The organism is Pseudopedobacter sp., from assembly GCF_040392825.1.
Taxonomy (GTDB): Bacteria; Bacteroidota; Bacteroidia; order Sphingobacteriales; family Sphingobacteriaceae; genus Pseudopedobacter.
Genome location: NZ_JBEBVH010000003.1, coordinates 25,203 through 45,440 on the forward strand (window position 1 = coordinate 25,203; position 20,238 = coordinate 45,440).

General features: G+C 35.0%; 22 protein-coding genes and 1 pseudogene. 16 read left to right on the forward strand and 7 right to left on the reverse strand.

The features are described from left to right. Positions 1–23: 23 nt before the first annotated feature. A complete protein-coding gene (locus tag ABWO41_RS00600) occupies positions 24–491 on the forward strand; it encodes a universal stress protein (RefSeq protein ID WP_353131998.1) in 468 nt (155 codons plus the stop codon). Between the two features lie 48 nt (positions 492–539). Here ABWO41_RS00600 and ABWO41_RS00605 read toward each other — a convergent pair whose 3' ends face one another. Then, positions 540–893, reverse strand: a complete 354-nt coding sequence (locus ABWO41_RS00605; protein ID WP_353132000.1) for a 4Fe-4S dicluster domain-containing protein — start codon at positions 891–893, stop codon at positions 540–542. 90 nt (positions 894–983) lie between these two features. Between ABWO41_RS00605 and ABWO41_RS00610 the strand changes: the two genes are divergently transcribed. The 14 genes from ABWO41_RS00610 to ABWO41_RS00675 all read left to right on the forward strand — a co-directional run bounded on the left by ABWO41_RS00610 (position 984) and on the right by ABWO41_RS00675 (position 14,765). Next, complete coding sequence (locus ABWO41_RS00610) at positions 984–2,003, forward strand: acyl-CoA reductase (protein ID WP_353132002.1); 1,020 nt, start codon at positions 984–986, stop codon at positions 2,001–2,003. 42 nt (positions 2,004–2,045) lie between these two features. Further along, a complete protein-coding gene (locus tag ABWO41_RS00615; protein WP_353132004.1) occupies positions 2,046–2,249 on the forward strand; it encodes a fructose-6-phosphate aldolase in 204 nt (67 codons plus the stop codon). Beyond that, on the forward strand, positions 2,249–2,929 hold the full coding sequence (locus ABWO41_RS00620) for a cell division ATP-binding protein FtsE (protein WP_353132006.1): 681 nt from the start codon (positions 2,249–2,251) through the stop codon (positions 2,927–2,929). The genes ABWO41_RS00615 and ABWO41_RS00620 overlap by 1 nt, the downstream gene beginning before the upstream one ends. Positions 2,930–3,088: 159 nt before the next feature. Continuing rightward, a complete protein-coding gene (locus ABWO41_RS00625) occupies positions 3,089–3,655 on the forward strand; it encodes a nucleotide exchange factor GrpE (RefSeq protein ID WP_353132008.1) in 567 nt (188 codons plus the stop codon). Positions 3,656–3,667: 12 nt separating this feature from the next. After that, positions 3,668–4,825: a molecular chaperone DnaJ gene (gene dnaJ, locus ABWO41_RS00630; protein ID WP_353132010.1), complete on the forward strand. Its 1,158-nt coding sequence runs from the start codon at positions 3,668–3,670 to the stop codon at positions 4,823–4,825. A gap of 182 nt (positions 4,826–5,007) precedes the next feature. Further along, entirely contained in the window at positions 5,008–6,438 is a 1,431-nt protein-coding gene (locus tag ABWO41_RS00635) for a PQQ-dependent sugar dehydrogenase (protein WP_353132012.1), read from the forward strand. A gap of 54 nt (positions 6,439–6,492) precedes the next feature. After that, a complete protein-coding gene (locus tag ABWO41_RS00640; RefSeq protein WP_353132014.1) occupies positions 6,493–7,422 on the forward strand; it encodes an ABC transporter ATP-binding protein in 930 nt (309 codons plus the stop codon). A gap of 4 nt (positions 7,423–7,426) precedes the next feature. Next, a complete protein-coding gene (locus tag ABWO41_RS00645; RefSeq protein WP_353132016.1) occupies positions 7,427–8,731 on the forward strand; it encodes an ABC transporter permease in 1,305 nt (434 codons plus the stop codon). Positions 8,732–8,828: 97 nt separating this feature from the next. Further along, a complete protein-coding gene (locus ABWO41_RS00650) occupies positions 8,829–9,734 on the forward strand; it encodes a Ppx/GppA phosphatase family protein (RefSeq protein ID WP_353132018.1) in 906 nt (301 codons plus the stop codon). Positions 9,735–9,799: 65 nt separating this feature from the next. Beyond that, positions 9,800–10,375 carry a Crp/Fnr family transcriptional regulator gene (locus ABWO41_RS00655; RefSeq protein ID WP_353132020.1) on the forward strand — a complete coding sequence of 192 codons (576 nt, stop codon included), beginning with the start codon at positions 9,800–9,802 and terminating at the stop codon, positions 10,373–10,375. A gap of 60 nt (positions 10,376–10,435) precedes the next feature. Beyond that, complete coding sequence (locus tag ABWO41_RS00660; protein ID WP_353132022.1) at positions 10,436–10,870, forward strand: carboxymuconolactone decarboxylase family protein; 435 nt, start codon at positions 10,436–10,438, stop codon at positions 10,868–10,870. A 131-nt stretch (positions 10,871–11,001) separates the two neighbouring features. Further along, a complete protein-coding gene (gene purB / locus ABWO41_RS00665) occupies positions 11,002–12,348 on the forward strand; it encodes an adenylosuccinate lyase (RefSeq protein WP_353132024.1) in 1,347 nt (448 codons plus the stop codon). 84 nt (positions 12,349–12,432) lie between these two features. Continuing rightward, positions 12,433–12,984, forward strand: coding sequence for a NifU family protein (locus ABWO41_RS00670; RefSeq protein WP_353132026.1), 552 nt, complete (start codon positions 12,433–12,435; stop codon positions 12,982–12,984). A gap of 131 nt (positions 12,985–13,115) precedes the next feature. After that, positions 13,116–14,765 (forward strand): FMN-binding glutamate synthase family protein, encoded by a 1,650-nt coding sequence (locus ABWO41_RS00675; RefSeq protein WP_353132028.1) that lies wholly within the window; start codon positions 13,116–13,118, stop codon positions 14,763–14,765. Between the two features lie 54 nt (positions 14,766–14,819). Here ABWO41_RS00675 and ABWO41_RS00680 read toward each other — a convergent pair whose 3' ends face one another. From ABWO41_RS00680 to ABWO41_RS00705, 6 genes and pseudogenes are all read right to left on the reverse strand, one after another. Then, on the reverse strand, positions 14,820–15,089 hold the full coding sequence (locus tag ABWO41_RS00680; RefSeq protein WP_353132030.1) for a hypothetical protein: 270 nt from the start codon (positions 15,087–15,089) through the stop codon (positions 14,820–14,822). Positions 15,090–15,188: 99 nt separating this feature from the next. After that, positions 15,189–15,914 (reverse strand): annotated as a pseudogene (locus ABWO41_RS00685) (S41 family peptidase); the annotation flags it as partial. A 15-nt stretch (positions 15,915–15,929) separates the two neighbouring features. Then, positions 15,930–16,676 carry a PDZ domain-containing protein gene (locus ABWO41_RS00690; protein WP_353132032.1) on the reverse strand — a complete coding sequence of 249 codons (747 nt, stop codon included), beginning with the start codon at positions 16,674–16,676 and terminating at the stop codon, positions 15,930–15,932. A gap of 83 nt (positions 16,677–16,759) precedes the next feature. Next, positions 16,760–17,362: a hypothetical protein gene (locus tag ABWO41_RS00695; protein WP_353132034.1), complete on the reverse strand. Its 603-nt coding sequence runs from the start codon at positions 17,360–17,362 to the stop codon at positions 16,760–16,762. Next, a complete protein-coding gene (locus ABWO41_RS00700; protein ID WP_353132036.1) occupies positions 17,359–18,102 on the reverse strand; it encodes an ATP-grasp domain-containing protein in 744 nt (247 codons plus the stop codon). The genes ABWO41_RS00695 and ABWO41_RS00700 overlap by 4 nt, the downstream gene beginning before the upstream one ends. A 7-nt stretch (positions 18,103–18,109) precedes the next feature. Next, the gene (locus ABWO41_RS00705) at positions 18,110–18,763 is read right to left on the reverse strand and encodes an ABC transporter ATP-binding protein (protein WP_353132038.1); all 654 of its coding nucleotides are present in this window, start codon (positions 18,761–18,763) and stop codon (positions 18,110–18,112) included. A 144-nt stretch (positions 18,764–18,907) separates the two neighbouring features. Here ABWO41_RS00705 and sucC point away from each other — a divergent pair, with 144 nt between their 5' ends. Next, the gene (gene sucC, locus ABWO41_RS00710; RefSeq protein ID WP_353132040.1) at positions 18,908–20,098 is read left to right on the forward strand and encodes an ADP-forming succinate--CoA ligase subunit beta; all 1,191 of its coding nucleotides are present in this window, start codon (positions 18,908–18,910) and stop codon (positions 20,096–20,098) included. Positions 20,099–20,238: the final 140 nt, after the last annotated feature.

A 20,238-nucleotide genomic window follows, 5' to 3' on the forward strand; every position in this document is an offset into this window, starting at 1 on the left:
TAAATTAACCTAAAACAAATATCATGGAAAATTCGGTTATTTTTAATAAAATTTTAATTGCTGTTGACGACAGCAAATTCTCCTATGCCGCTGCTGAATATGGCTTCGGTTTAGCCAGAGCTTTATCTTCTGAAGTAGCACTAGTCCATATTAGTGCTTATCCAGTTACGACATCAATGACTGGTGATCCTATATTGGGTGACCCGGGTATTATTATTCCGGATATGATGGACGCTCAAAGAGAAGCAGCAAAGCAACTTTTTCAGAAATTAAGGAGTGAATTAGCTCCGGACACCCCAATACGTGAATTTATATTAGAGGGAAATATTAAAGAGGAAGTAGTCAATGTAGCGAAGGAATTTAAAGCTTCGCTAATTGTCATGGGCACTCATTCCAGAAAAGGCCTCGATCTTTTTTTATCAGGTTCGGTAGCCGAAAGTGTAATGCGTAATGCTAACTGTCCAGTTTTAGTTGTTCCTCATAAGGAATAAAAAAAGCTTCTAGCAATCTAGAAGCTTTCCTATTATCAAAAAACTGAATTAAGCTTCCTGATGTAACCAGGCTTTCTTAGCTAATAACTCTTCTTTAGTTTCTCTCACATCTTCATCATCTACACAACAATCTACCGGACACACTGCCGCACATTGTGGTTCGTCGTGGAAGCCAACACATTCTGTACATTTATCAGATACAATATAGTATACTTCATCAGAAATAGCACTTTGTGTTTCTTCAGCGTCTAAAGTTTCTCCACCACCAAAATCAATAACTCCTCTTAAAGCCGTACCTTCAGAAAATTTCCAGGGCTGGCCAGCATCATAAATCGCATTATTGGGGCATTCCGGTTCACAGGCTCCACAATTTATGCACTCATCTGTAATTTTAATAGCCATATCTTATAATAATCTAACGTCTTAAACGTAGTTTTGTAACCTAATTGAGCTGCAAATATAAGACATTTACAGCATTTGATTTTCACTAATATGTCTATTTTTAATAAAGAAATAAAAATTAAGGCTCTATCGGCACTTGGTACCTATCTGTTAATTGGAGATGAAGAACTCAGAAAGACTATCATTTCTGCAAAAAACAAAAATGCCTGGTTTACAGAAGACCAGGTAGAAAATGCCGTTATTGCTACAGGAAGACTTTTAAATGAAGAAAATTTAAACAGATGGATAGAAAATCATCAATTTAATTCTTCTAAAAAAATAGGACTTACACTTGCGGGAAATATCCCTTTAGTTGGTTTTCATGATATCTTAGCTGTTTTAATATCTGGAAATATTGCGCTGATTAAGTTATCCGGTAGCGATGACATACTCATTCCTTTTATTTTAAAAAAGCTTATAGAGATAGAGCCTTTATTTAAAGAGCAAATTCAAATTATTGACAAGCTAAGTGATTTTGATGCGGTTATTGCGACGGGTAGCAATAATACGTCCCGTTATTTCGAATATTATTTCTCAAAGGTCCCGCATATCATACGAAAAAACAGAAACAGCGTTGCCGTATTAAATGGTAAAGAATCTAACGATGATTTAAAAGCTTTAGGACGGGACATTTTAGATTACTTTGGTTTAGGCTGCAGAAATGTATCTAAAATTTATGTTCCTAAAAATTACTCATTTATCCCGTTTTTTGAAGCTATTCAGGAATATCATTCTATTATAAATCATCATAAATACAGTAATAATTACGACTATAATAAATCCATTTTTTTGGTAAATAAGGTAGAACATTTAGATAATGGTTTTCTTCTTGTAGCAAAAAACGAATCGTTGAGTTCGCCTTTATCTGTAGTATTCTATGAAGAATATGAAAATCTAAGCGAGGTACAGAAAACACTTGAAGAAAAGCAGGAGAATATACAAGTCGTTGTCTCCAAGAGCATAAGCGACATTCCTTTAGCCACTACTTTTTTTGGAAACAGCCAGCAACCCAATCTTTGGGATTATGCAGACGGCATAGATACTTTAAAATTTTTATCGTCGTTGAATTAACAAAAAGGAATTTCGATAGACAAAAAATTCTAACTTTGAGACATGTATATCATCAAGGTCAAAGGAGTAGCAAAAATACCGGATTATGTGCAACTTCGCGATGAAAAGTTCACGCTTCTAGCCTATTTTAGGGTAGACAGACCAGATAAGTCTTTGGAAAAAGTGGGTTTGGGAGATAAAGCTGAATATATAATGAATTTAATACAAGATCTTCCTTTTGGAAAGATTCTTAAACTAGACATCTAATGATTGGAAACTCGGTAATAGAATTAAACAACGTTGACATTTTTCAACAAAAACATCTGGTTTTATCTGCGGTAAATCTTCAGGTAAACAGAGGTGAATTTGTTTATCTGATTGGACAAACAGGATCTGGAAAAAGTAGTCTCCTTAAAGTTATGTATGGAGAATTACATATCGCCAATGGTGACGGACATGCTGTTGGATTCCCTCTTAAAACCTTAAAAGAAAATGAAGTACCTTTTTTAAGACGTAAATTAGGAATAGTTTTTCAGGACTTTCAACTGTTAACAGACAGAACTATAGAAGAAAATCTTCAGTTTGTTCTTAAAGCCACGGGGTGGAAAGACAAAAACTTAATAGACGAACGTATAAAAGACGTTTTGGATAAAGTAGGTTTAAGAAGCAAAATAAAGAAAATGCCTCACGAAATTTCGGGCGGCGAACAACAGCGCATTGTTATTGCAAGAGCTTTATTGAATGACCCGGAATTGATTTTAGCGGATGAGCCTACTGGAAACCTGGACCCCGAAACTTCTGAAGAAATTATCATTCTGCTCAGACAAATCAGTCAATCTGGTACTGCCGTTATTATGGCAACCCACGATTATCATATCATCAGAACTTTTCCTTCCCGTATTCTTAAATGTGAGAGTGGAAAAGTAGTAGATAATATTACGGTTTAAATATTAAGAAAGCAGTCATATCACCAGTTTAAACACTACGCAAACTGACATATTGACTGCTTTAATCTATATGGCAAAGTTTTAGCACTCTTCGCTAAGATTAAATAACATTCAATATTTAATAAAAAAGAAGCGACAGAAGAACAGGAGAATAGCAAAATGGCAGAAAATACACAAGAGAATCAGGAACAAAACACTCAGGAAAATATTGAAAATATCAATAACACGGCAGAAGCGAATAAACAAGAAGTTAATGAAGAAACAGCTTCTGAAGAGTCTGAAATTGAAAAATTAAAAAGTGATCTCAATGAGGCTAACGATAAGTATTTAAGGCTTTATGCTGAGTTTGATAACTACAAACGCAGAACGGCTAAAGAACGTGTAGACTTTTTACAAACAGCAGGCAAAGATGTTATTGTTTCACTTCTCGCTATTTTGGATGATTTTGAACGGGCAGAAAAAGCAATAGAATCTGCACAGGAACTTACTCCGGTAAAAGAAGGTGTCGAATTAATTCATCAAAAGCTAAAATCTATTTTAACCCAGAAGGGTCTTAAACCAATGGAAAGCCGGGGTGAACAATTCGATGCAGAAATACATGAAGCAGTAACAAATATTCCTGCTCCGTCTGAGGATATGAAGGGCAAGGTAATTGATGAGTTGGAGAGAGGTTATTATTTGAACGATAAAGTAATACGTTACGCTAAAGTTGTAGTGGGCGCATAATTAAGAATAAAAATGAGCAAGAGAGATTATTACGACATACTTGGCGTCTCTAAATCTGCTTCTGCAGACGATATAAAAAAAGCTTACAGGAAGCTTGCGATCAAATACCACCCAGATAAAAATCCGGATGACAAAGAGGCAGAAGAGAAATTTAAAGAAGCGGCAGAAGCTTATGAGGTTTTAAGCAATCCTGAGAAACGTCAAAGATATGACCAGTTTGGCCATGCCGGAGCACAGGGTGGCTTTGGTGGCGGATACGGTGGTGGCGGCATGAATATGGAAGACATATTTAGCCAATTCGGTGATATATTTGGTGGAGGTAGCCCTTTTGATAGCTTTTTCGGGGGCGGTAGCAGCCGTGGAGGAGGCAGAAGAGTACAACGTGGCTCTAACCTTAGGATTAAGGTTAAGCTTACCTTAGAAGAAATTGCTCATGGTGTCGAAAAGAAAATAAAAGTAAATAAGCAAGTTGTTTGTAATACTTGTCATGGTTCGGGTGCAAAAGACAAGAATTCGGTCCAAACCTGTAAGACCTGTGGTGGAAGTGGTTCTGTTAGAAGGGTAACCAATACCATTTTAGGGCAAATGCAAACAACCAGCACCTGTCCTACCTGTAACGGAGAAGGAACAACAATCACTTCCAAATGTACTTCATGTCATGGTGACGGTATCGTAAGAGGCGAAGAAACTATAAGCATTAATATTCCTGCTGGCGTTAGTGAAGGTATGCAATTAAGCATGAGCGGAAAAGGTAATGCTGCTCCTAGAGGCGGTGTTCCGGGAGATTTAATTATTCTGATTGAAGAAATCCCTCATGAGACTCTTAAACGTGAAGGAAACAATGTAATTTACGATTTGCATGTAAGTTTTGTAGATGCCACTTTAGGAACCAGTATTGAAATTCCAACGATAGACGGTAAGGCCAGAATTAAATTGGAACCAGGAACTCAGGGTGGTAAGATATTGAGACTAAAAGGAAAAGGTATTCCGGAAGTAAACTCTTACCACAAAGGTGACCAATTGGTACAGGTAAATGTGTGGACTCCTAAAGCATTGAATAATGAAGAACGGGAACTTTTAGAAAAACTGAGGGCTTCTGAAAACTTCAGACCAAATCCGGGTAAAAATGAAAAAAGCTTCTTCGACAGAATGAAGGAGTATTTTGAGTAAACACAAGATATAATTGAAAAGAATGCTTCTCTAACAGGAAGCATTTTTTGTTTTATTAATGTTCTTCTAAGAGCTGAACCTCTCTCCTTATTTATCTTGATTCTAAGTCGAATAATATTTAATATTATCTCTAAAACAGATAGTATATAAAATCTGTTATTTGCGCAATATTCGACATCAAAATGGCAAAACAACTCTTTACAATATTTTCTATCATCATTATGATAGCAATTTTCGGTTTCTCCAAAACGGAAAAAAAAGAACTTGCTATCATTCACCGTCAACCATCAACAGGCAACGCTGCCATACATTACAAGAACAATTGCTCCAGCTGCCACGGCGAAAAAATGGAGGCTTTTGTAGATAGAAAATGGAAATACGGAAAATCAAGAGAAGATATCTTTAAATCCATAAAAAACGGATATGAAGAAGGCGGAATGCCATCTTTCAAAACCGCTTTTAAGGACGGAGAAATATATGCGCTTGCGGATTATATTCTAAAAGGCTTAAGCAGTATGGATAAATACGCAGGATCGTCTAAGCCTAAATCTAATATTTTCGAAACAGAAAAAATGAAGATTAAGCTGGACACAGTTTATACAGGCGGAAATGTTCCGTGGTCTATTTCCTTCTTACCAAATGGGGACATTCTGGCTACTGATCGCGGAGGCATACTCACCAAAATTTCGAAAGATAAAAAAAGCATTCAGATAAAAGGAACACCAGAAGTTGTTGCCAAAGGTCAGGGTGGTTTAATGGAAGTTTTAGTCCACCCCAATTTTGATAAGAATCAAACCGTGTACCTCTCCTATTCCAAACTGAAACAAGAAAATGGAAAAACACTAATTACTACAGCTATTTTACGGGCCAAATTAAATGGGAATACTTTAACAGAACAGAAAGATATTTTTATTGCCGAACCTTATTTAAGCACTCAACATCACTATGGTGGGAAAATGGCTTTTGGGAAAGACGGATATTTATATTTTTCTGTTGGAGAACGGGGTAAACAAAAAGAAAATCCCCAGAATTTAAAAAACAACAGTCTTGGCAAAATACATCGTATAAAAGATGACGGGTCTTTGGTAAACAGCAATCCTTTTATTAATATGAAAGATACACCATCTTCCATTTACTCTTACGGACACAGAAATCCACAGGGATTGGCATTTCATCCGAAAACCGGAGTTTTATGGTCTAATGAACATGGACCAAGAGGTGGTGATGAATTAAATATTGTACAACCGGGTAAAAACTATGGATGGCCGGTAATTTCTTACGGTATTAATTACAACGGCACTACGTTTACCGACATCACCAGCAAAAAAGGAATGGAACAGCCACAACATTACTGGATTCCTTCTATTGCCACTAGTGGTTTAACTTTCGTTAACTCGCCTATTTACAAAGGCTGGGAAGACAACGCTCTTATTGGTTCTTTAAGATTTGAGTACCTGAACAGATGCGAGATTAAAAACAATAAAGTTGTTCATGAAGAAATCCTTTTTAAGAATATTGGCAGATTAAGGGATGTAAGGCAAGGTCCGGATGGTTATATATACATTGCCGTAGAAAAACCCGGAAGAATATTTAAGTTGGTTCCCCTCAACTAAAAAAACGCAGATTTAAATTTAAATCTGCGTTTTTAAATTCTCTCCCCTCTATATTTGCTTTACAAATTTTTCTCATCTATGCTAAGCATCCAAAACATTGTTAAAGAATACGCCAAACACCGAGCTCTGGACAACGTCAGTTTAGAGATAAAACAAGGACAAATTTTTGGTTTATTAGGTCCAAACGGAGCTGGTAAAACTTCACTCATAAGAATCATCAACCAAATTACAGCTCCGGATAGTGGACAAATTTTATTTGATGGGGAAAAGTTAAACACCGGGCATGTTGGAAAAATAGGATATCTTCCAGAAGAACGCGGTCTCTATAAAAAAATGGAAATTGGCGAACAGGTACTCTATTTAGCACAATTAAAAGGTTTAAATAAAACGGATGCTATTAAACGAATCAAATACTGGTTCGAAAAAATGAGCATGCAGGATTGGTGGAATAAAAAAGTTGAGGACTTATCTAAAGGTATGCAACAAAAAGTACAATTTGTTGCTACAGTAATACATCAACCAGAATTGATTATTCTGGACGAACCATTCTCTGGTTTTGATCCTCTGAATGCAGACATCATTAAAAAAGAAATCTTAGAGCTGAATAAACAAGGGGCAACAATTATATTTTCTACACATAGAATGGATACTGTAGAAGAACTTTGTGATCATATAGCTTTGATTAATAAATCACAAAAAATACTTGATGGCAGTGTAAAAGACATAAAAAACGCCTATCGTAACAATACCTTTAAAGTTCACTTAGATGGTGATTTAGAAAATTTTAGTCCTGATACCTTCTCTATCTTAGATAATAAACAAAATGCTGATAATTTCGTTGAACTAACAATTCGAATTAAAGAGGGCTTTAAATCAAATGATGTCCTGAAAGAGCTGATTCCCTTAACTAATATTTACCATTTAAGTGAAGTTGTTCCAAGTATTAACGACATATTTATTGAAAAGGTAAGCCATTTAAACTAAAAAAATGCAAAAGATTTTATTGATTATCAAAAGGGAATATTTTAGCAGAGTTAGAAAAAAATCTTTTCTTATATTAACCTTTCTGGTGCCATCTCTCTTTATTGCAATGTATGCTGCCATTTTCTTCATTTTTAAAAATGGCGACAATAAAACTCAGACATTTATTGTTTTAGATGAAAGCGGAAGTTTTAAAAATAAGCTTCACAATAAAGAAAACTTAATATTCACTTTTTCTAACGAGAAGTATAGTAATTTAAAAAATCAGATCAGAGGCAAAAAGGAAGCTTTTCTTCTTTATATTCCAGCAGATTATGCCGAAGGGGGAAATGTCGAAATTATCTCGGATAAAAAAGCAAGTTTTTCTAATATTGCTGAAATTGAGAATCAGCTTACAAATATTCTTCAAACAGAAAGGCTGCTGGCAAATGGTATAGATACAGCTTTAATTAACCAAAGCAAGTCTCATATATCATTAAACACCAAACAATTTACCGAAAATGGAGAAAAAGACGCCAGTATTGCTGCCACCTATGTAGTAGGTTTCGCTTCTTCATTTTTAATTTATTTGTCGTTGCTGATATATGGAACGCAGGTTATGCGAGGTATTATTGAAGAAAAAACCAATAGAATTATAGAAGTTATTATTTCTTCTGTAAAACCTTTCCAATTAATGATGGGCAAAATATTGGGTATTGGTGCCGTTGGTTTAACTCAATTTTTGTTATGGATTGTTCTTACATCCACAATTTCATCATTCGCTGGTGGATTCTTTTCGCTGGATCTATCTAACAAAAAAGAAAATGTAATCAATCAGGATACCAGTACAAAACAAAGTACAACAGACTCTCCTACCCAGGAATTTTTAAAGGCTGCAAACACTATCAATTTTCCTTATGTGTTAGGTACTTTTATATTTTATTTCCTTGGAGGCTATTTGATATATAGCGCGTTGTTTGCCGCTGTTGGATCGGCTGTAGACAACGAAACCGAAACACAACAATTTATGTTTCCAATAACCTTGCCTCTCATTTTCACTTTTATTGTGGGCATGAATGTAATTGTAAACAATCCCGATAGCTCTTTATCTTTTTGGTTATCAATAATCCCGTTAACATCTCCTATTGCAATGATGATACGTGTTCCTTTTGGTGTACCGGGATGGGAGCTGGCATTATCCATGTTTCTGTTAGTAGCCGGATTTGTACTAACCACATGGATTGCTTCCAGAATTTACAGGGTGGGAATATTAATGTACGGCAAGAAAGTAAGCTATAGAGAACTCATAAAATGGTTTACATATAAAGGCTAATGACTCTGCTGGAGTAGTCCTAAGAGCGACGTATGAGGTTTTCTTTGCATAACCGCTGCTAATGACTGTTTCAGCTAATGACTAATAAACTAAAAACATGAAAGCAGCAATAGATATGGGAACAAATACCTTTCACCTATTAATTGGTGAAGCGGTAAATGGAAAATTAGAAATTACCTACAAAAAGACTATTCCTGTTAAATTAGGAGAAGGCGGGGGTATTAGCAGAGGTGAAATTATTCCGCTTGCATATCACAGAGGTTTGGAAGCTTTAAAAGATTTCAAAAAAATTATTGATCAATTTCCTGTAAAAGAAGTAAAAGCTACGGCAACTGCAGCCATTAGAGATGCCAATAACGGCTCTGATTTTATAGAAGATATTTATCAGCTTACACAAATTAAAATCGATATTATTACAGGTCAACAAGAAGCAGAATATATTTATAAAGGTGCTAAGGCCGCCGGTATTCTTACAGATGAAAAGGTCTTAATTATCGATATTGGTGGTGGAAGTACCGAATTGATTATTGCCAATCAATCGCAGATTTTTTGGAAAGAAAGTTACAGAATAGGTGCCGCCAGATTACTTGCAGACTTTCATAAAAGTGATCCGATTTCATCGGAAGACACCTATGCGTTAAACACACATCTCGACCAGATCTTGGCCGATTTCTTTGAAGCTTATGAACAATACAAGCCGTACACATTGATCGGAACTGCCGGCTCTTTCGATTCATTCAGGGATATGATATTGATATCTGACGCTGAACACCCGGAACACATTAACTATAAATTTCAAAAGCAGCAATTAACAGCATTGTTGCTCAGAATTATCAGATCTACTCATGAACAACGGACTCATATGCCAGGACTTATCCCTTTACGTATTGATATGATCTTAATGGCCTCCCTATTGATAAAATTTATTTTAGATAAAACCGGGATAAACCAAATTTATTCTTGTTCTTATTCTCTAAGAGAAGGTATTTTATCCGAGATCTGACAACCTCTAATTTATTTATAGCTCTTAACAACAATTGCCAAAACAGCATTTTAATTTCGAAAGCAATGTCTAAAAAAATCATAGAACATTTCAGAAAGTTCATAGAAATAGACCCAATAGATGAAAATGGAATATTAGATTTTTTTCAAGAGAAAACTTTTGCAAAAAAAGAGAATTTAATCGAATCTGGTACAAGATGTAAATTCCATTTCTTTGTATTGAATGGATGCTTAAGGCTCTTTTTTGTTAATAATAAAGGTATAGAGCAAACCACACAATTCGCTATTGAAAATTGGTGGCTAACAGATTATTTCGCATTCGAAAATCAGGCCATAACCGACTTTACCACACAAGCTGTGGAACAAACCGAAGTTTTAATAATTAGTTTTCAAAACCAGGAGAAGTTACTCTTGCAATACCCAAAACTCGAACGCTATTTCAGACTTATTTATCAACGGGCTTATTCAGCATCACAACTCCGCACTAAATATCTTTTTGATTTTTCAAGAGAAGAATTCTATCATCACTTTAACGACAACTTCCCAACGTTTTCCCAAAGAATCCCTCAACATTTATTGGCTTCTTACCTTAATATGACCCCTGAATATTTAAGCGAAATTAAAAGTAAAAAACGTTCTTAAACCAGTTTAAGATTTTCCTGCTAATAAGCTTCTATTTTTGTTGAAATAAAAATAAAAAAAATGGAAAACAGAATCGATATTCAGGAACTCGAGCCTAATGCGTATAAGCATATGTTAGCTCTAGAGAATTATTTACAAAATTCGCAACTTACAAAAACACATTTGGAATTAATAAAAATACGGGCCTCACAAATCAACGGATGTGCGTTCTGTATCAATATGCATACATCAAGTGCTTTAAAACAGGGCGAGACAAATCAACGAATTTTTCTGCTTAATGCCTGGAAAGAAACCGAGCTTTTTACACAAGAAGAAAAAGTTATTTTATCAATGACTGAAGAAATTACGTTAATTCACAAAAATGGACTTTCGGACGAAACCTACAAACAAGCAGAAACTTTTTTTGACAAAAACTATATCGCTCAGATCATTATGGCAGTAGTAACTATTAATGCATGGAATAGAATTGCAATCAGCGGAAGAAAATCCATATAAAAATTAAAAGCATAGGTTAAGGCTTAGGAGAATACGCAGAGGAACACTAATTTACGGAACAAGTTCCTATATTACATCTCGAATCTCATATCGAAAAATAAAAAATTCGTACTTTTGCAAAAAATTTCATCATGAGTTTATCTTCACTATATGCTGTTTCTCCTGTTGACGGGAGATATTACAATACAACAAAATCTTTAGGAGAGTTTTTTTCAGAAGCTGGTCTGATAAAATATAGAGTATTCGTAGAAATCGAATACTTTATCGCATTATGCCAAATTCCTCTTCCTCAGTTAGCAGATTTTGATCATGAAAAATTTGAAGCCTTAAGGGAAATTTACAAAGACTTCAAAGAAGCATATATTTTAGAAGTAAAAGAAATAGAAAAGACTACTAATCACGATGTTAAAGCGGTAGAATATTTTATCAAAAACAGGTTTGATGAATTGGGACTAGAGAAATACAAAGAGTTCATTCATTTTGGTTTGACTTCGCAAGATGTCAACAACACAGCTATTCCTTACTCATTAAAAGCAGGATTGGAGAAAGTAATTAATCCCGAAATTCAAGCTTTAATAGACTTATTGAAAGGTTTGGCTAGCGAGTGGAAAAATATCCCTTTGTTAGCTCATACACACGGGCAGCCGGCTTCTCCCACTAAATTGGGGAAAGAAATACTGGTTTTTGTAGAACGTCTGGAAAAACAATTCGAACAATTGAAAACTATTCCATTCTCTGCAAAATTTGGCGGTGCAACGGGTAATTTCAATGCACATCATGTAGCTTATGGAAATATTGGCTGGCAAGATTTCGGAAATAAGTTTGTTAACGAACAATTAGGCCTAAGTCGCTCGCAATACACCACACAAATTGAGCATTATGATAATATTGCTGCGCTTTTTGATGCTTTAAAGAGAATTAATAGTATTATTCTGGACTTAGATAGAGACATGTGGACATATATCTCTATGAACTACTTCAAACAGAAAATCAAAGCTGGCGAAGTTGGTTCTTCGGCAATGCCACACAAAGTTAACCCTATAGATTTCGAAAATTCTGAAGGTAATATTGGTATTGCAAACGCCTTATTTGAACATTTGTCGGCCAAGCTTCCGGTAAGCAGATTACAGAGAGACCTGACGGATTCTACTGTTTTAAGAAATATAGGGGTTCCTTTGGCTCACACATTAATTGCTATTAAATCGAGCGTAAGAGGTTTAAACAAGTTGTTACTAAATGAAGCAGCCATTTCTCAAGACTTAGAAGACAACTGGGCAGTTGTTGCAGAAGCAATCCAGACAATTCTTAGAAGGGAAAACTACCCTAATCCGTACGAAGCATTAAAAGCATTAACGCGTACAAACGAAGGAATAAATGCCAAAACAATTGCAGAATTCGTAGATACTCTTGATATTTCTGAAGCTGTAAAAGCCGAATTAAGAGTAATTACACCAGGCAATTACACCGGTATTTTTTAAAGTCATATATTAGTAAAAACAAATGCAAAATATGTTTTTGCATTTGTTTGCTTATTACCTTTGTTCTATTAAATCTTGAAAGTTATGAATATAACAGTATATACCGAATCAACTCCAAATCCAAATACAATGAAATTCATTGTAAATAAGTTGTTGATTAATGGAAGTGTTGATTATCCGACAAAGGAAAGTGCCAATGAATCCAGATTTGCATCGGAACTTTATAAATTTAGTTTTGTAAACGGGGTTTTCTTTGCGAGTAACTTTGTGACTATCACAAAATCGGAAGATGCTGAATGGACAGATATCGAACCTATTTTAAAAGAGTTTGTAAAGGGAGCTGTAGAATCGGAATACTCCGTACAGGCAGCTAAAGCAGATGAGGCCGTTAATTTTGAAGGTAGCGACGTAGAAATAAAAATCCAGCAAATTCTTCATGATTATGTAAAACCTGCCGTTGAACAGGATGGTGGTGCAATTGCCTATAAATCTTTTGAAGACGGTGTAGTAACTGTAGAACTAAGAGGCTCTTGCAGCGGATGCCCTTCTTCTACCATTACTTTGAAATCTGGTATCCAAAGCTTATTACAAAGAATGGTTCCTGAAGTTAAAGAAGTGGTTTCAGAAGCGTTGTAAACACAATAAACAAAAATATACCAAGGTCTTTCTTATTAAAATAAGAAAGGCTTTTTTATTATTGGATATTTTTATAAGCATCCTAAAAATCGTATCTTAAGATTATTTGTTCACATTAAAATCTGTACTTTATGAGACAAACTTTCATATGGTCTTTTACAATCATCATATTATTGGTTTTTGCCATTAGTTTTTATGCTCCCGGTATTTTATGGAGTTACATCATCATCATTCCATTATTTTTTTTAGGTATTCAGGATTTAATTCAAAAAAAACATGCTATACGTAGAAATTTCCCCCTGTTTGGAAGATTGCGCTATGTATTAGAAGGCATGGGACCTAAAGTCTATCAATATTTTGTTGAAAACGACACCGATGGGAGACCCTTTAACAGAATACACAGAAGTGTCATTTATCAGCGGGCAAAGAAAGAATTAGATACTACTCCTTTCGGGACTCAGTTAAATGTATACGACGACAATTACGAATGGTTAAATCACAGTATCAATGCACTGGATTTTTCTAAAGTTGATAAAAGTCCGAGAGTATTAATTGGCGGACCAGACTGCCTGAAGCCTTATGAGGCAAGTATATTCAATATTTCGGCAATGAGCTATGGCTCTCTGAGCTCCAATGCCATTTTAGCTTTAAGTGAAGGAGCAAAAATGGGTGGATTTGCTCATAACACAGGAGAAGGTGGCGTAAGTGATTACCATCTTAATGGCGGAGGAGATCTAATCTGGCAATTGGGAACAGGTTATTTCGGATGCAGGGCCGCCGATGGAAATTTTGACCCTAAACGTTTTGAAGAGCGTGTGTCTCTTCCGAATATTAAAATGATAGAGGTAAAACTTTCTCAGGGGGCAAAGCCCGGACATGGAGGAATGTTACCTGGTGCAAAAGTAACTGCTGAAATTGCCAGAATACGTGGCGTAGAAATAGGTAAAGATGTAGACTCTCCTCCTTACCATAAGGCTTTTTCTACACCGTTAGAATTACTTTATTTCATTAAACAATTGAGAGATTTATCAAAGGGAAAACCAATTGGTTTTAAACTGTGTGTTGGTCACAAAAATGAGTTTGTATCTATATGTAAAGCTATGATAGAGACCAATATCTATCCCGATTTTATTACGGTAGATGGTGGAGAAGGCGGTACAGGTGCAGCTCCTTTGGAATTTTCCAATTCCGTTGGTATGCCTCTACGTGATGGATTAGCTTTTGTATATGATACATTAACCGGATTTGATTTAAAGAAACATATTAAAATTATTGCCTCGGGAAGAGTTGTAACGGGATTTGATCTGGTTAAGAACTTTGCACTTGGCGCAGACCTGTGTAATAGTGCCAGAGGAATGATGATTGCTTTAGGCTGTATCCAGGCTTTGGAATGTAACTCCAATACCTGTCCAACGGGTGTTGCTACTCAAGATCCCGAATTAAGAAAAGGGTTGGTAGTCGCAGAGAAAAACAAAAGGGTGGCAAATTTCCATAAAGAAACTGTAAAAAGTGCATGCGAATTAATGGCTGCTGCCGGAGTTCCGCATCCAAGTAAAATGCATCGCGTACATATACACAGACGCGTGTCTCCTAACCATATTCAAACTTATGTAGAAAGCTATCCATATATTGCTAAAGCTTCATTATTACAGCAACCGTATCCGGAAAGCTACGAAATCTTAATGAACATCAGCAGAACAGATACTTTTAAACCTGATTTTTCTGAGTTCGATCTGGATAAATATCAATGGGCCAGAAAGCCTAAAGTAAAAGATAATTAAAAAAATAAGGGGAAGACAGCAATCTTCCCCTTATTTAATTCAATACGAATAAGTTTAGTAGTCTATTTCTAACAAACTATGGGTAGAAATCAAAACGCCTCCTTTTAATTCAAGATAATCCGGAGTTACATTCCAGATAGTTGTTTCTACCCGTTTTGGTCCACTGGTTGTATTAAAAACAATATTGGCTTTGGACTTAAAAGTATTTCCCAATCTTAAAGCGCCTTCTAACTTATCTCTTAGCTCTGTAGAGTGATCTTGCGGAGCATTAATGATTTTATAATTCGTAATTTCTTCTTTCGGGATTAAATCTGCTATCATCATACTCTAAATTTTATACCGTAAATAAACTATGTACTTACATTAAATATAGAAAATAATGCCAAAAACACAAATAAAAGAACTACGATTTTATTGTCATTTTTACTTAAAGATACGTTCCGGCTGCTCAATCATGCCTTTAAATCCGTCTTTATTAAGCGATCTCGGATTGCTTAGAATAGTTGCCTCGCCAGCCCCGCTCCTGCTCTGGACACTTGCAGAAAAAGAGCCGTTCATTAAATAATCAATAGCTGCTGCTGTATTAGATTCTGCAGGATCCCCCAATTCTTTATTGTATGGATAATCACTTACGGCTTTATCTACCGACATTCCATTGTAATAACCACCTTCATCTCGTGAATTAAAAGATTCAAACATAGAATAATAAACATCATATTTATCAATTCTTATAGGGAAGAAACCAACTGGCTTACCATAGGTTTTTTCTCCTACTAATTTCACATCTATATAAGGTTTTAAAGCATTAATAGTAAGCTCACTTGCCGAAGCAGTTCCACCACTAACTATAAAAACAACTTTTCTAATATTTGTTAAATAGCCGGAAGCACTCTTATTAGCATTAGCTTTTATATTGGTATAACTTCCATAATACGATTTCTTCACTCCGCCAACTGTATAAAACTGATTTTTCAATATAGTGGCTTTCCCCGTCCGCATGGTTTCGTTATATTTCTCTGTGAACAGTAATTGTCCGTTATATTCATAAGGAATTATCAGATTGATCAATTTTTCTGCAGACGAAACATAACCGCCTCCATTATACCTTAAATCAACAATGAGCTTATTTACATTTTTAGAAGCAAACCTTTCGAAGACTTCATCTTATGCAGGTTCCGAATCATCTTTTTCAGAAAAACGGGCATAAGCTAAATATCCTATATTATCTGCATTTCTTACATATACCGTATCCTTGAATATTGGAGAACTTTTATACCGCACTTTGTTTAAAGATACATTCTGACTTACTGAAGAAGACGGTGGGTATAATGTTAATGTAACAGAAGCAGCATCTGTTGCATCTAAAAAATCGTCAATTTCTGCATCAAAATTAGAACCATAACTTCTTCCATTAACCTTTGTAATAATTGATCCTCTTTTTATTTTCTGCGCTGCTGCTGGCGATCCCGGATTTACATATTTGACAAAAATGTAATAGTTATTATTCGAACCTATATATGCTAAACCCAAACCAATATCGTCCCCCCATCCGTCTAGTTCTACATAAGATTTTTCGCCATTAAACCTTGCAATTACACCGTTATTCTGCGCTTCCTCTATATAAGAATATTTTGGATCATCATATAAAACACCTCCACTGCTATACCAGCGTTCATTATCTGTATACCTGGTTATTTTTAACAGTTCATCCTGGTAATTCTCAAACTCATCTCCATATTTTGTAAAAGAGCGTGGATTAAATACCGCATAACTAGGTAAAGCAGTATTCCAAAGGTATACCTCCTTCGCATATAGAAAAATAGAATCTTTTGTTAGTTCTGTTCTATTTGCATTTTCTTTCGGCTTATCAGGATCTACTTTATCCTTTTTGCAAGACAATATGCTCAGCAAGAAGAAAAAACAGATTAAGCTCTTTAAGCATAGTCTATTGCACATATTAATATAAATATTTTGTTAAACGTATTTTGGACCTATTAATTATTAACACTCACAAAACTTAAACCAGATATATGAGCATCTTCTTGATCTGACAGTCTGCCTATAAATGTTATATCTTTTTTATCCAATTTGTTTTGCTGCAATAATGTATCCAGGGCTTTACAGAAATTGTTCTCAAACTCTTCCAAATAATAAACTTTCAGATACTTTTCCAGTCCGTTCCATTCCATTTGGGTAATTTTATTGAATTGAATTTTAGCATCACCTCGGGTAAAGATAAATATTTGCTTTCTATCAACAACCAGCTCCTGCATAAATTTCAATATTTCTTTATAAAGCAAAAGTTTTAATGGCAATTTAGCATTTTCATATAGCCTGTTGTAATTCTCTTTATATTTGACATCTATACCAAAAGTCAAACTCACCTCATCAAACATGTTGTCTTTGCCATGCACTTCATATCTTTTACTCATGAAGTTAATCATATCCTGAGCTGGCGGAAACTGTTCTACGTACTCCATAAAATTGGCAAACAGATAAAAGACTTGCAGGTCATAATCTTTCTTTGGAAATAAGACATCATCCAGTTCTAAAATAACAGCCTTTTTTTCGGCTTCTAAATCACTATATTTTATCATACAACCTGATTTTTAATCCTTACAATCTGATTTCCATTAATAGTGACTTCATAAAATCCGTATAATTTTTCCTTCTTGAATATATTTCCTATAAGCTTTCTTAATTCATCGCCTATTTGTTGATAGCTATAAATTGACTCGCCTTCACTAAATACATCAATATTAAAAATAGAGTCTCCTTCTAAACGATAAATTTTTATACCGTCGAATTGATTACTCTTTAGCAACTTATTAATCTGAATAAATGACGCTTTTAAAGGCAAGTCCCATATATTTACCTTTTCAGTACAAGAATCGTCTATTTTTATCAGGTTACCTTTCCCATTGAGACTACCAATAGCCACAGATTGATTCGGATATCCCATTTCCAATAAACTTTTAGAAAAATCTTCTAAATTCTTAACCGTTAAAAAAGGTACAAATTCATCTTCTGAAATATCTCCCAGAAGCTTCAATTGATTTAAATCCGGAATTAAAACCTGAATTTCATATTCTTCAAATAAGATTTTAGCTTCGGCTAAAGCCACAACCTCTTTTTCTTTTAAAGGAATAACATGAGAAATATGGTTACTCAAACAAAGACTTAACAGCTCATGAGCAAACGATGCGCTATTTTCATCTGGAATTTTAAAAGCTATATTATTTTTATCGCCGAAAATTAAGTTAGCTCCCTCTCCTATAAAGTGACTTAACAAACACGCTTTCGCATGGCTGCCAGCAGTTATTAAAATTGTCTTCAAAATCTAATTAAGAAAAAATAAGTCCGTCTTTCATGGTAATTTTTCTATCCGCCATATCTGCTAACTCTTCATTGTGGGTAACGATAACGAACGTTTGGCTAAACTGATCTCTTAAATCAAAAAAGAGCTGATGCAGTTCTCTGGCGTTATTAGAGTCCAGATTACCAGAAGGCTCATCTGCCAAAACCAATGCTGGGTTATTAACTAAGGCCCTGGCAACTGCAATCCTTTGTTGTTCTCCCCCAGACATTTCATTAGGTTTATGATTTTTTCGGTGAAGCAGTCCCAAAATATCCAACAATTCCATAGCTCTTTTCTCCGCATCACCTTTTTTCATTTTAGCTATAAACGCTGGGATACAGATATTTTCCAAAGCAGTAAATTCGGGTAATAAATGATGAAACTGAAAAATAAACCCGATGTTTTTATTCCTAAACTGGCTTAATTCTCGGGCGCTTAACCGGTTAACATCTGTATTATTAATTAACAAATTACCGGAATTTGGTTTATCCAAAGTTCCTATAATATGCAATAGTGTACTTTTTCCAGCTCCAGATGCACCAACAACACTCACTACTTCACCCTTATTTACAGATAAGTCTACGCCTTTCAATATTTGTAATTCCCCAAATTTTTTCGTTATAGATTGAGCTTTAAGCATATTACAAAGCTATAAATTATCGCTATTCATTGTATGTCTTTTACCTGTAACTATTTCATATTAATGACAAAATTTCAAAATAATTGGCATTTCGGTTTCTTTTATAGCGAGGTATTTGTAATTTCACAGCAAATTTTTAATAAGATGAACATTCACGAATATCAAGGTAAACAAATATTAAAAAGTTTTGGTGTACGCGTTCAGGAAGGTATTGTAGCAGATACTCCGGAAGAAGCTGTAGAAGCAGCCAAAAAAATGAAAGAGGATTTCGGATCTGATTGGGTTGTTGTAAAGGCTCAAATTCACGCTGGTGGACGTGGAAAAGGCGGTGGTGTTAAATTAGCTAAAAATTTGGAAGAGGTAAAACAGAGAGCTTCTGATATCATCGGTATGCAATTGGTTACCCCTCAAACTGGACCTGAAGGTAAAAAAGTAAATAAAGTTTTAATCGCTCAGGATGTTTACTATCCGGGAGAGTCTGAAACAAAAGAATTCTATATATCTGTACTTTTAAACAGATCTACAGGTAGAAACATCATTATGTATTCTACTGAAGGCGGAATGGATATTGAAGAAGTAGCAGAAAAAACTCCGCACTTAATTTTCAAAGAAGAAATTGATCCAAAAGTTGGTCTGCAAGCTTTCCAGGCCAGAAAAATTGCTTTCAACTTAGGTACTTCCGGAAATTCTTTTAAAGAGATGGTGAAATTCATCACAGCTCTTTATAAAGCTTACGATTCTATTGATGCCTCGATGTTCGAGATCAACCCTGTTTTAAAAACTTCTGATGACAAAATACTAGCTGTGGATGCTAAAGTGAATTTAGATGAAAACGCTTTATACCGTCATCCAGACATCGCTGCTATGCGTGATATTACAGAAGAAGATCCAACAGAAGTTGAAGCTGGTGAATCTAACTTAAACTACGTTAAATTAGATGGTAACGTTGGTTGTATGGTAAATGGCGCTGGTTTAGCAATGGCGACAATGGATATCATTAAATTAGCTGGTGGCGATCCTGCTAACTTCCTGGATGTTGGTGGTACTGCCAATGCACAAACTGTAAAAGCAGCTTTCAATATTATATTAAAAGATCCTAACGTTAAAGCTATTTTAATTAACATCTTCGGCGGTATTGTTCGTTGTGACAGGGTTGCACAAGGTGTAATTGATGCTTACCAGGAAATTGGAGACATTAAAGTTCCGATTATTGTACGTTTGCAAGGTACAAATGCAGAAGAAGCTAAAAAATTAATTGACGAATCCGGGTTGAAAGTTTATTCTGCTATATTATTAAAAGAGGCTGCAGATCTTGTTTCTAAAGTTATTGCTTAAGATAAAGACGTATAAATATATTTAAGAAAAGGCATCAGTTTGATGCCTTTTTTATTTCTTTCTAAAAACTAACTTTATTCATATGTACAAACGTTTGTACATTAGAAAAAGTAAAGCTATCTTTGGATAAGAGATGGCGA

Bases quoted from the DNA above. Each gene is read 5' to 3' on its own strand.
- sucC (WP_353132040.1), top strand. From the start codon at position 18,908: ATGAACATTCACGAATATCAAGGTAAACAAATATTAAAAAGTTTTGGT.
- ABWO41_RS00695 (WP_353132034.1), bottom strand. From the start codon at position 17,362: ATGATAAAATATAGTGATTTAGAAGCCGAAAAAAAGGCTGTTATTTTA.
- ABWO41_RS00680 (WP_353132030.1), bottom strand. From the start codon at position 15,089: ATGATGATAGCAGATTTAATCCCGAAAGAAGAAATTACGAATTATAAA.
- ABWO41_RS00660 (WP_353132022.1), top strand. From the start codon at position 10,436: ATGGAAAACAGAATCGATATTCAGGAACTCGAGCCTAATGCGTATAAG.
- ABWO41_RS00635 (WP_353132012.1), top strand. From the start codon at position 5,008: ATGGCAAAACAACTCTTTACAATATTTTCTATCATCATTATGATAGCA.
- ABWO41_RS00650 (WP_353132018.1), top strand. From the start codon at position 8,829: ATGAAAGCAGCAATAGATATGGGAACAAATACCTTTCACCTATTAATT.
- ABWO41_RS00645 (WP_353132016.1), top strand. From the start codon at position 7,427: ATGCAAAAGATTTTATTGATTATCAAAAGGGAATATTTTAGCAGAGTT.
- ABWO41_RS00670 (WP_353132026.1), top strand. From the start codon at position 12,433: ATGAATATAACAGTATATACCGAATCAACTCCAAATCCAAATACAATG.
- ABWO41_RS00615 (WP_353132004.1), top strand. From the start codon at position 2,046: ATGTATATCATCAAGGTCAAAGGAGTAGCAAAAATACCGGATTATGTG.
- ABWO41_RS00625 (WP_353132008.1), top strand. From the start codon at position 3,089: ATGGCAGAAAATACACAAGAGAATCAGGAACAAAACACTCAGGAAAAT.
- dnaJ (WP_353132010.1), top strand. From the start codon at position 3,668: ATGAGCAAGAGAGATTATTACGACATACTTGGCGTCTCTAAATCTGCT.
- ABWO41_RS00605 (WP_353132000.1), bottom strand. From the start codon at position 893: ATGGCTATTAAAATTACAGATGAGTGCATAAATTGTGGAGCCTGTGAA.
- ABWO41_RS00600 (WP_353131998.1), top strand. From the start codon at position 24: ATGGAAAATTCGGTTATTTTTAATAAAATTTTAATTGCTGTTGACGAC.
- ABWO41_RS00655 (WP_353132020.1), top strand. From the start codon at position 9,800: ATGTCTAAAAAAATCATAGAACATTTCAGAAAGTTCATAGAAATAGAC.
- ABWO41_RS00620 (WP_353132006.1), top strand. From the start codon at position 2,249: ATGATTGGAAACTCGGTAATAGAATTAAACAACGTTGACATTTTTCAA.
- purB (WP_353132024.1), top strand. From the start codon at position 11,002: ATGAGTTTATCTTCACTATATGCTGTTTCTCCTGTTGACGGGAGATAT.
- ABWO41_RS00705 (WP_353132038.1), bottom strand. From the start codon at position 18,763: ATGCTTAAAGCTCAATCTATAACGAAAAAATTTGGGGAATTACAAATA.
- ABWO41_RS00675 (WP_353132028.1), top strand. From the start codon at position 13,116: ATGAGACAAACTTTCATATGGTCTTTTACAATCATCATATTATTGGTT.
- ABWO41_RS00610 (WP_353132002.1), top strand. From the start codon at position 984: ATGTCTATTTTTAATAAAGAAATAAAAATTAAGGCTCTATCGGCACTT.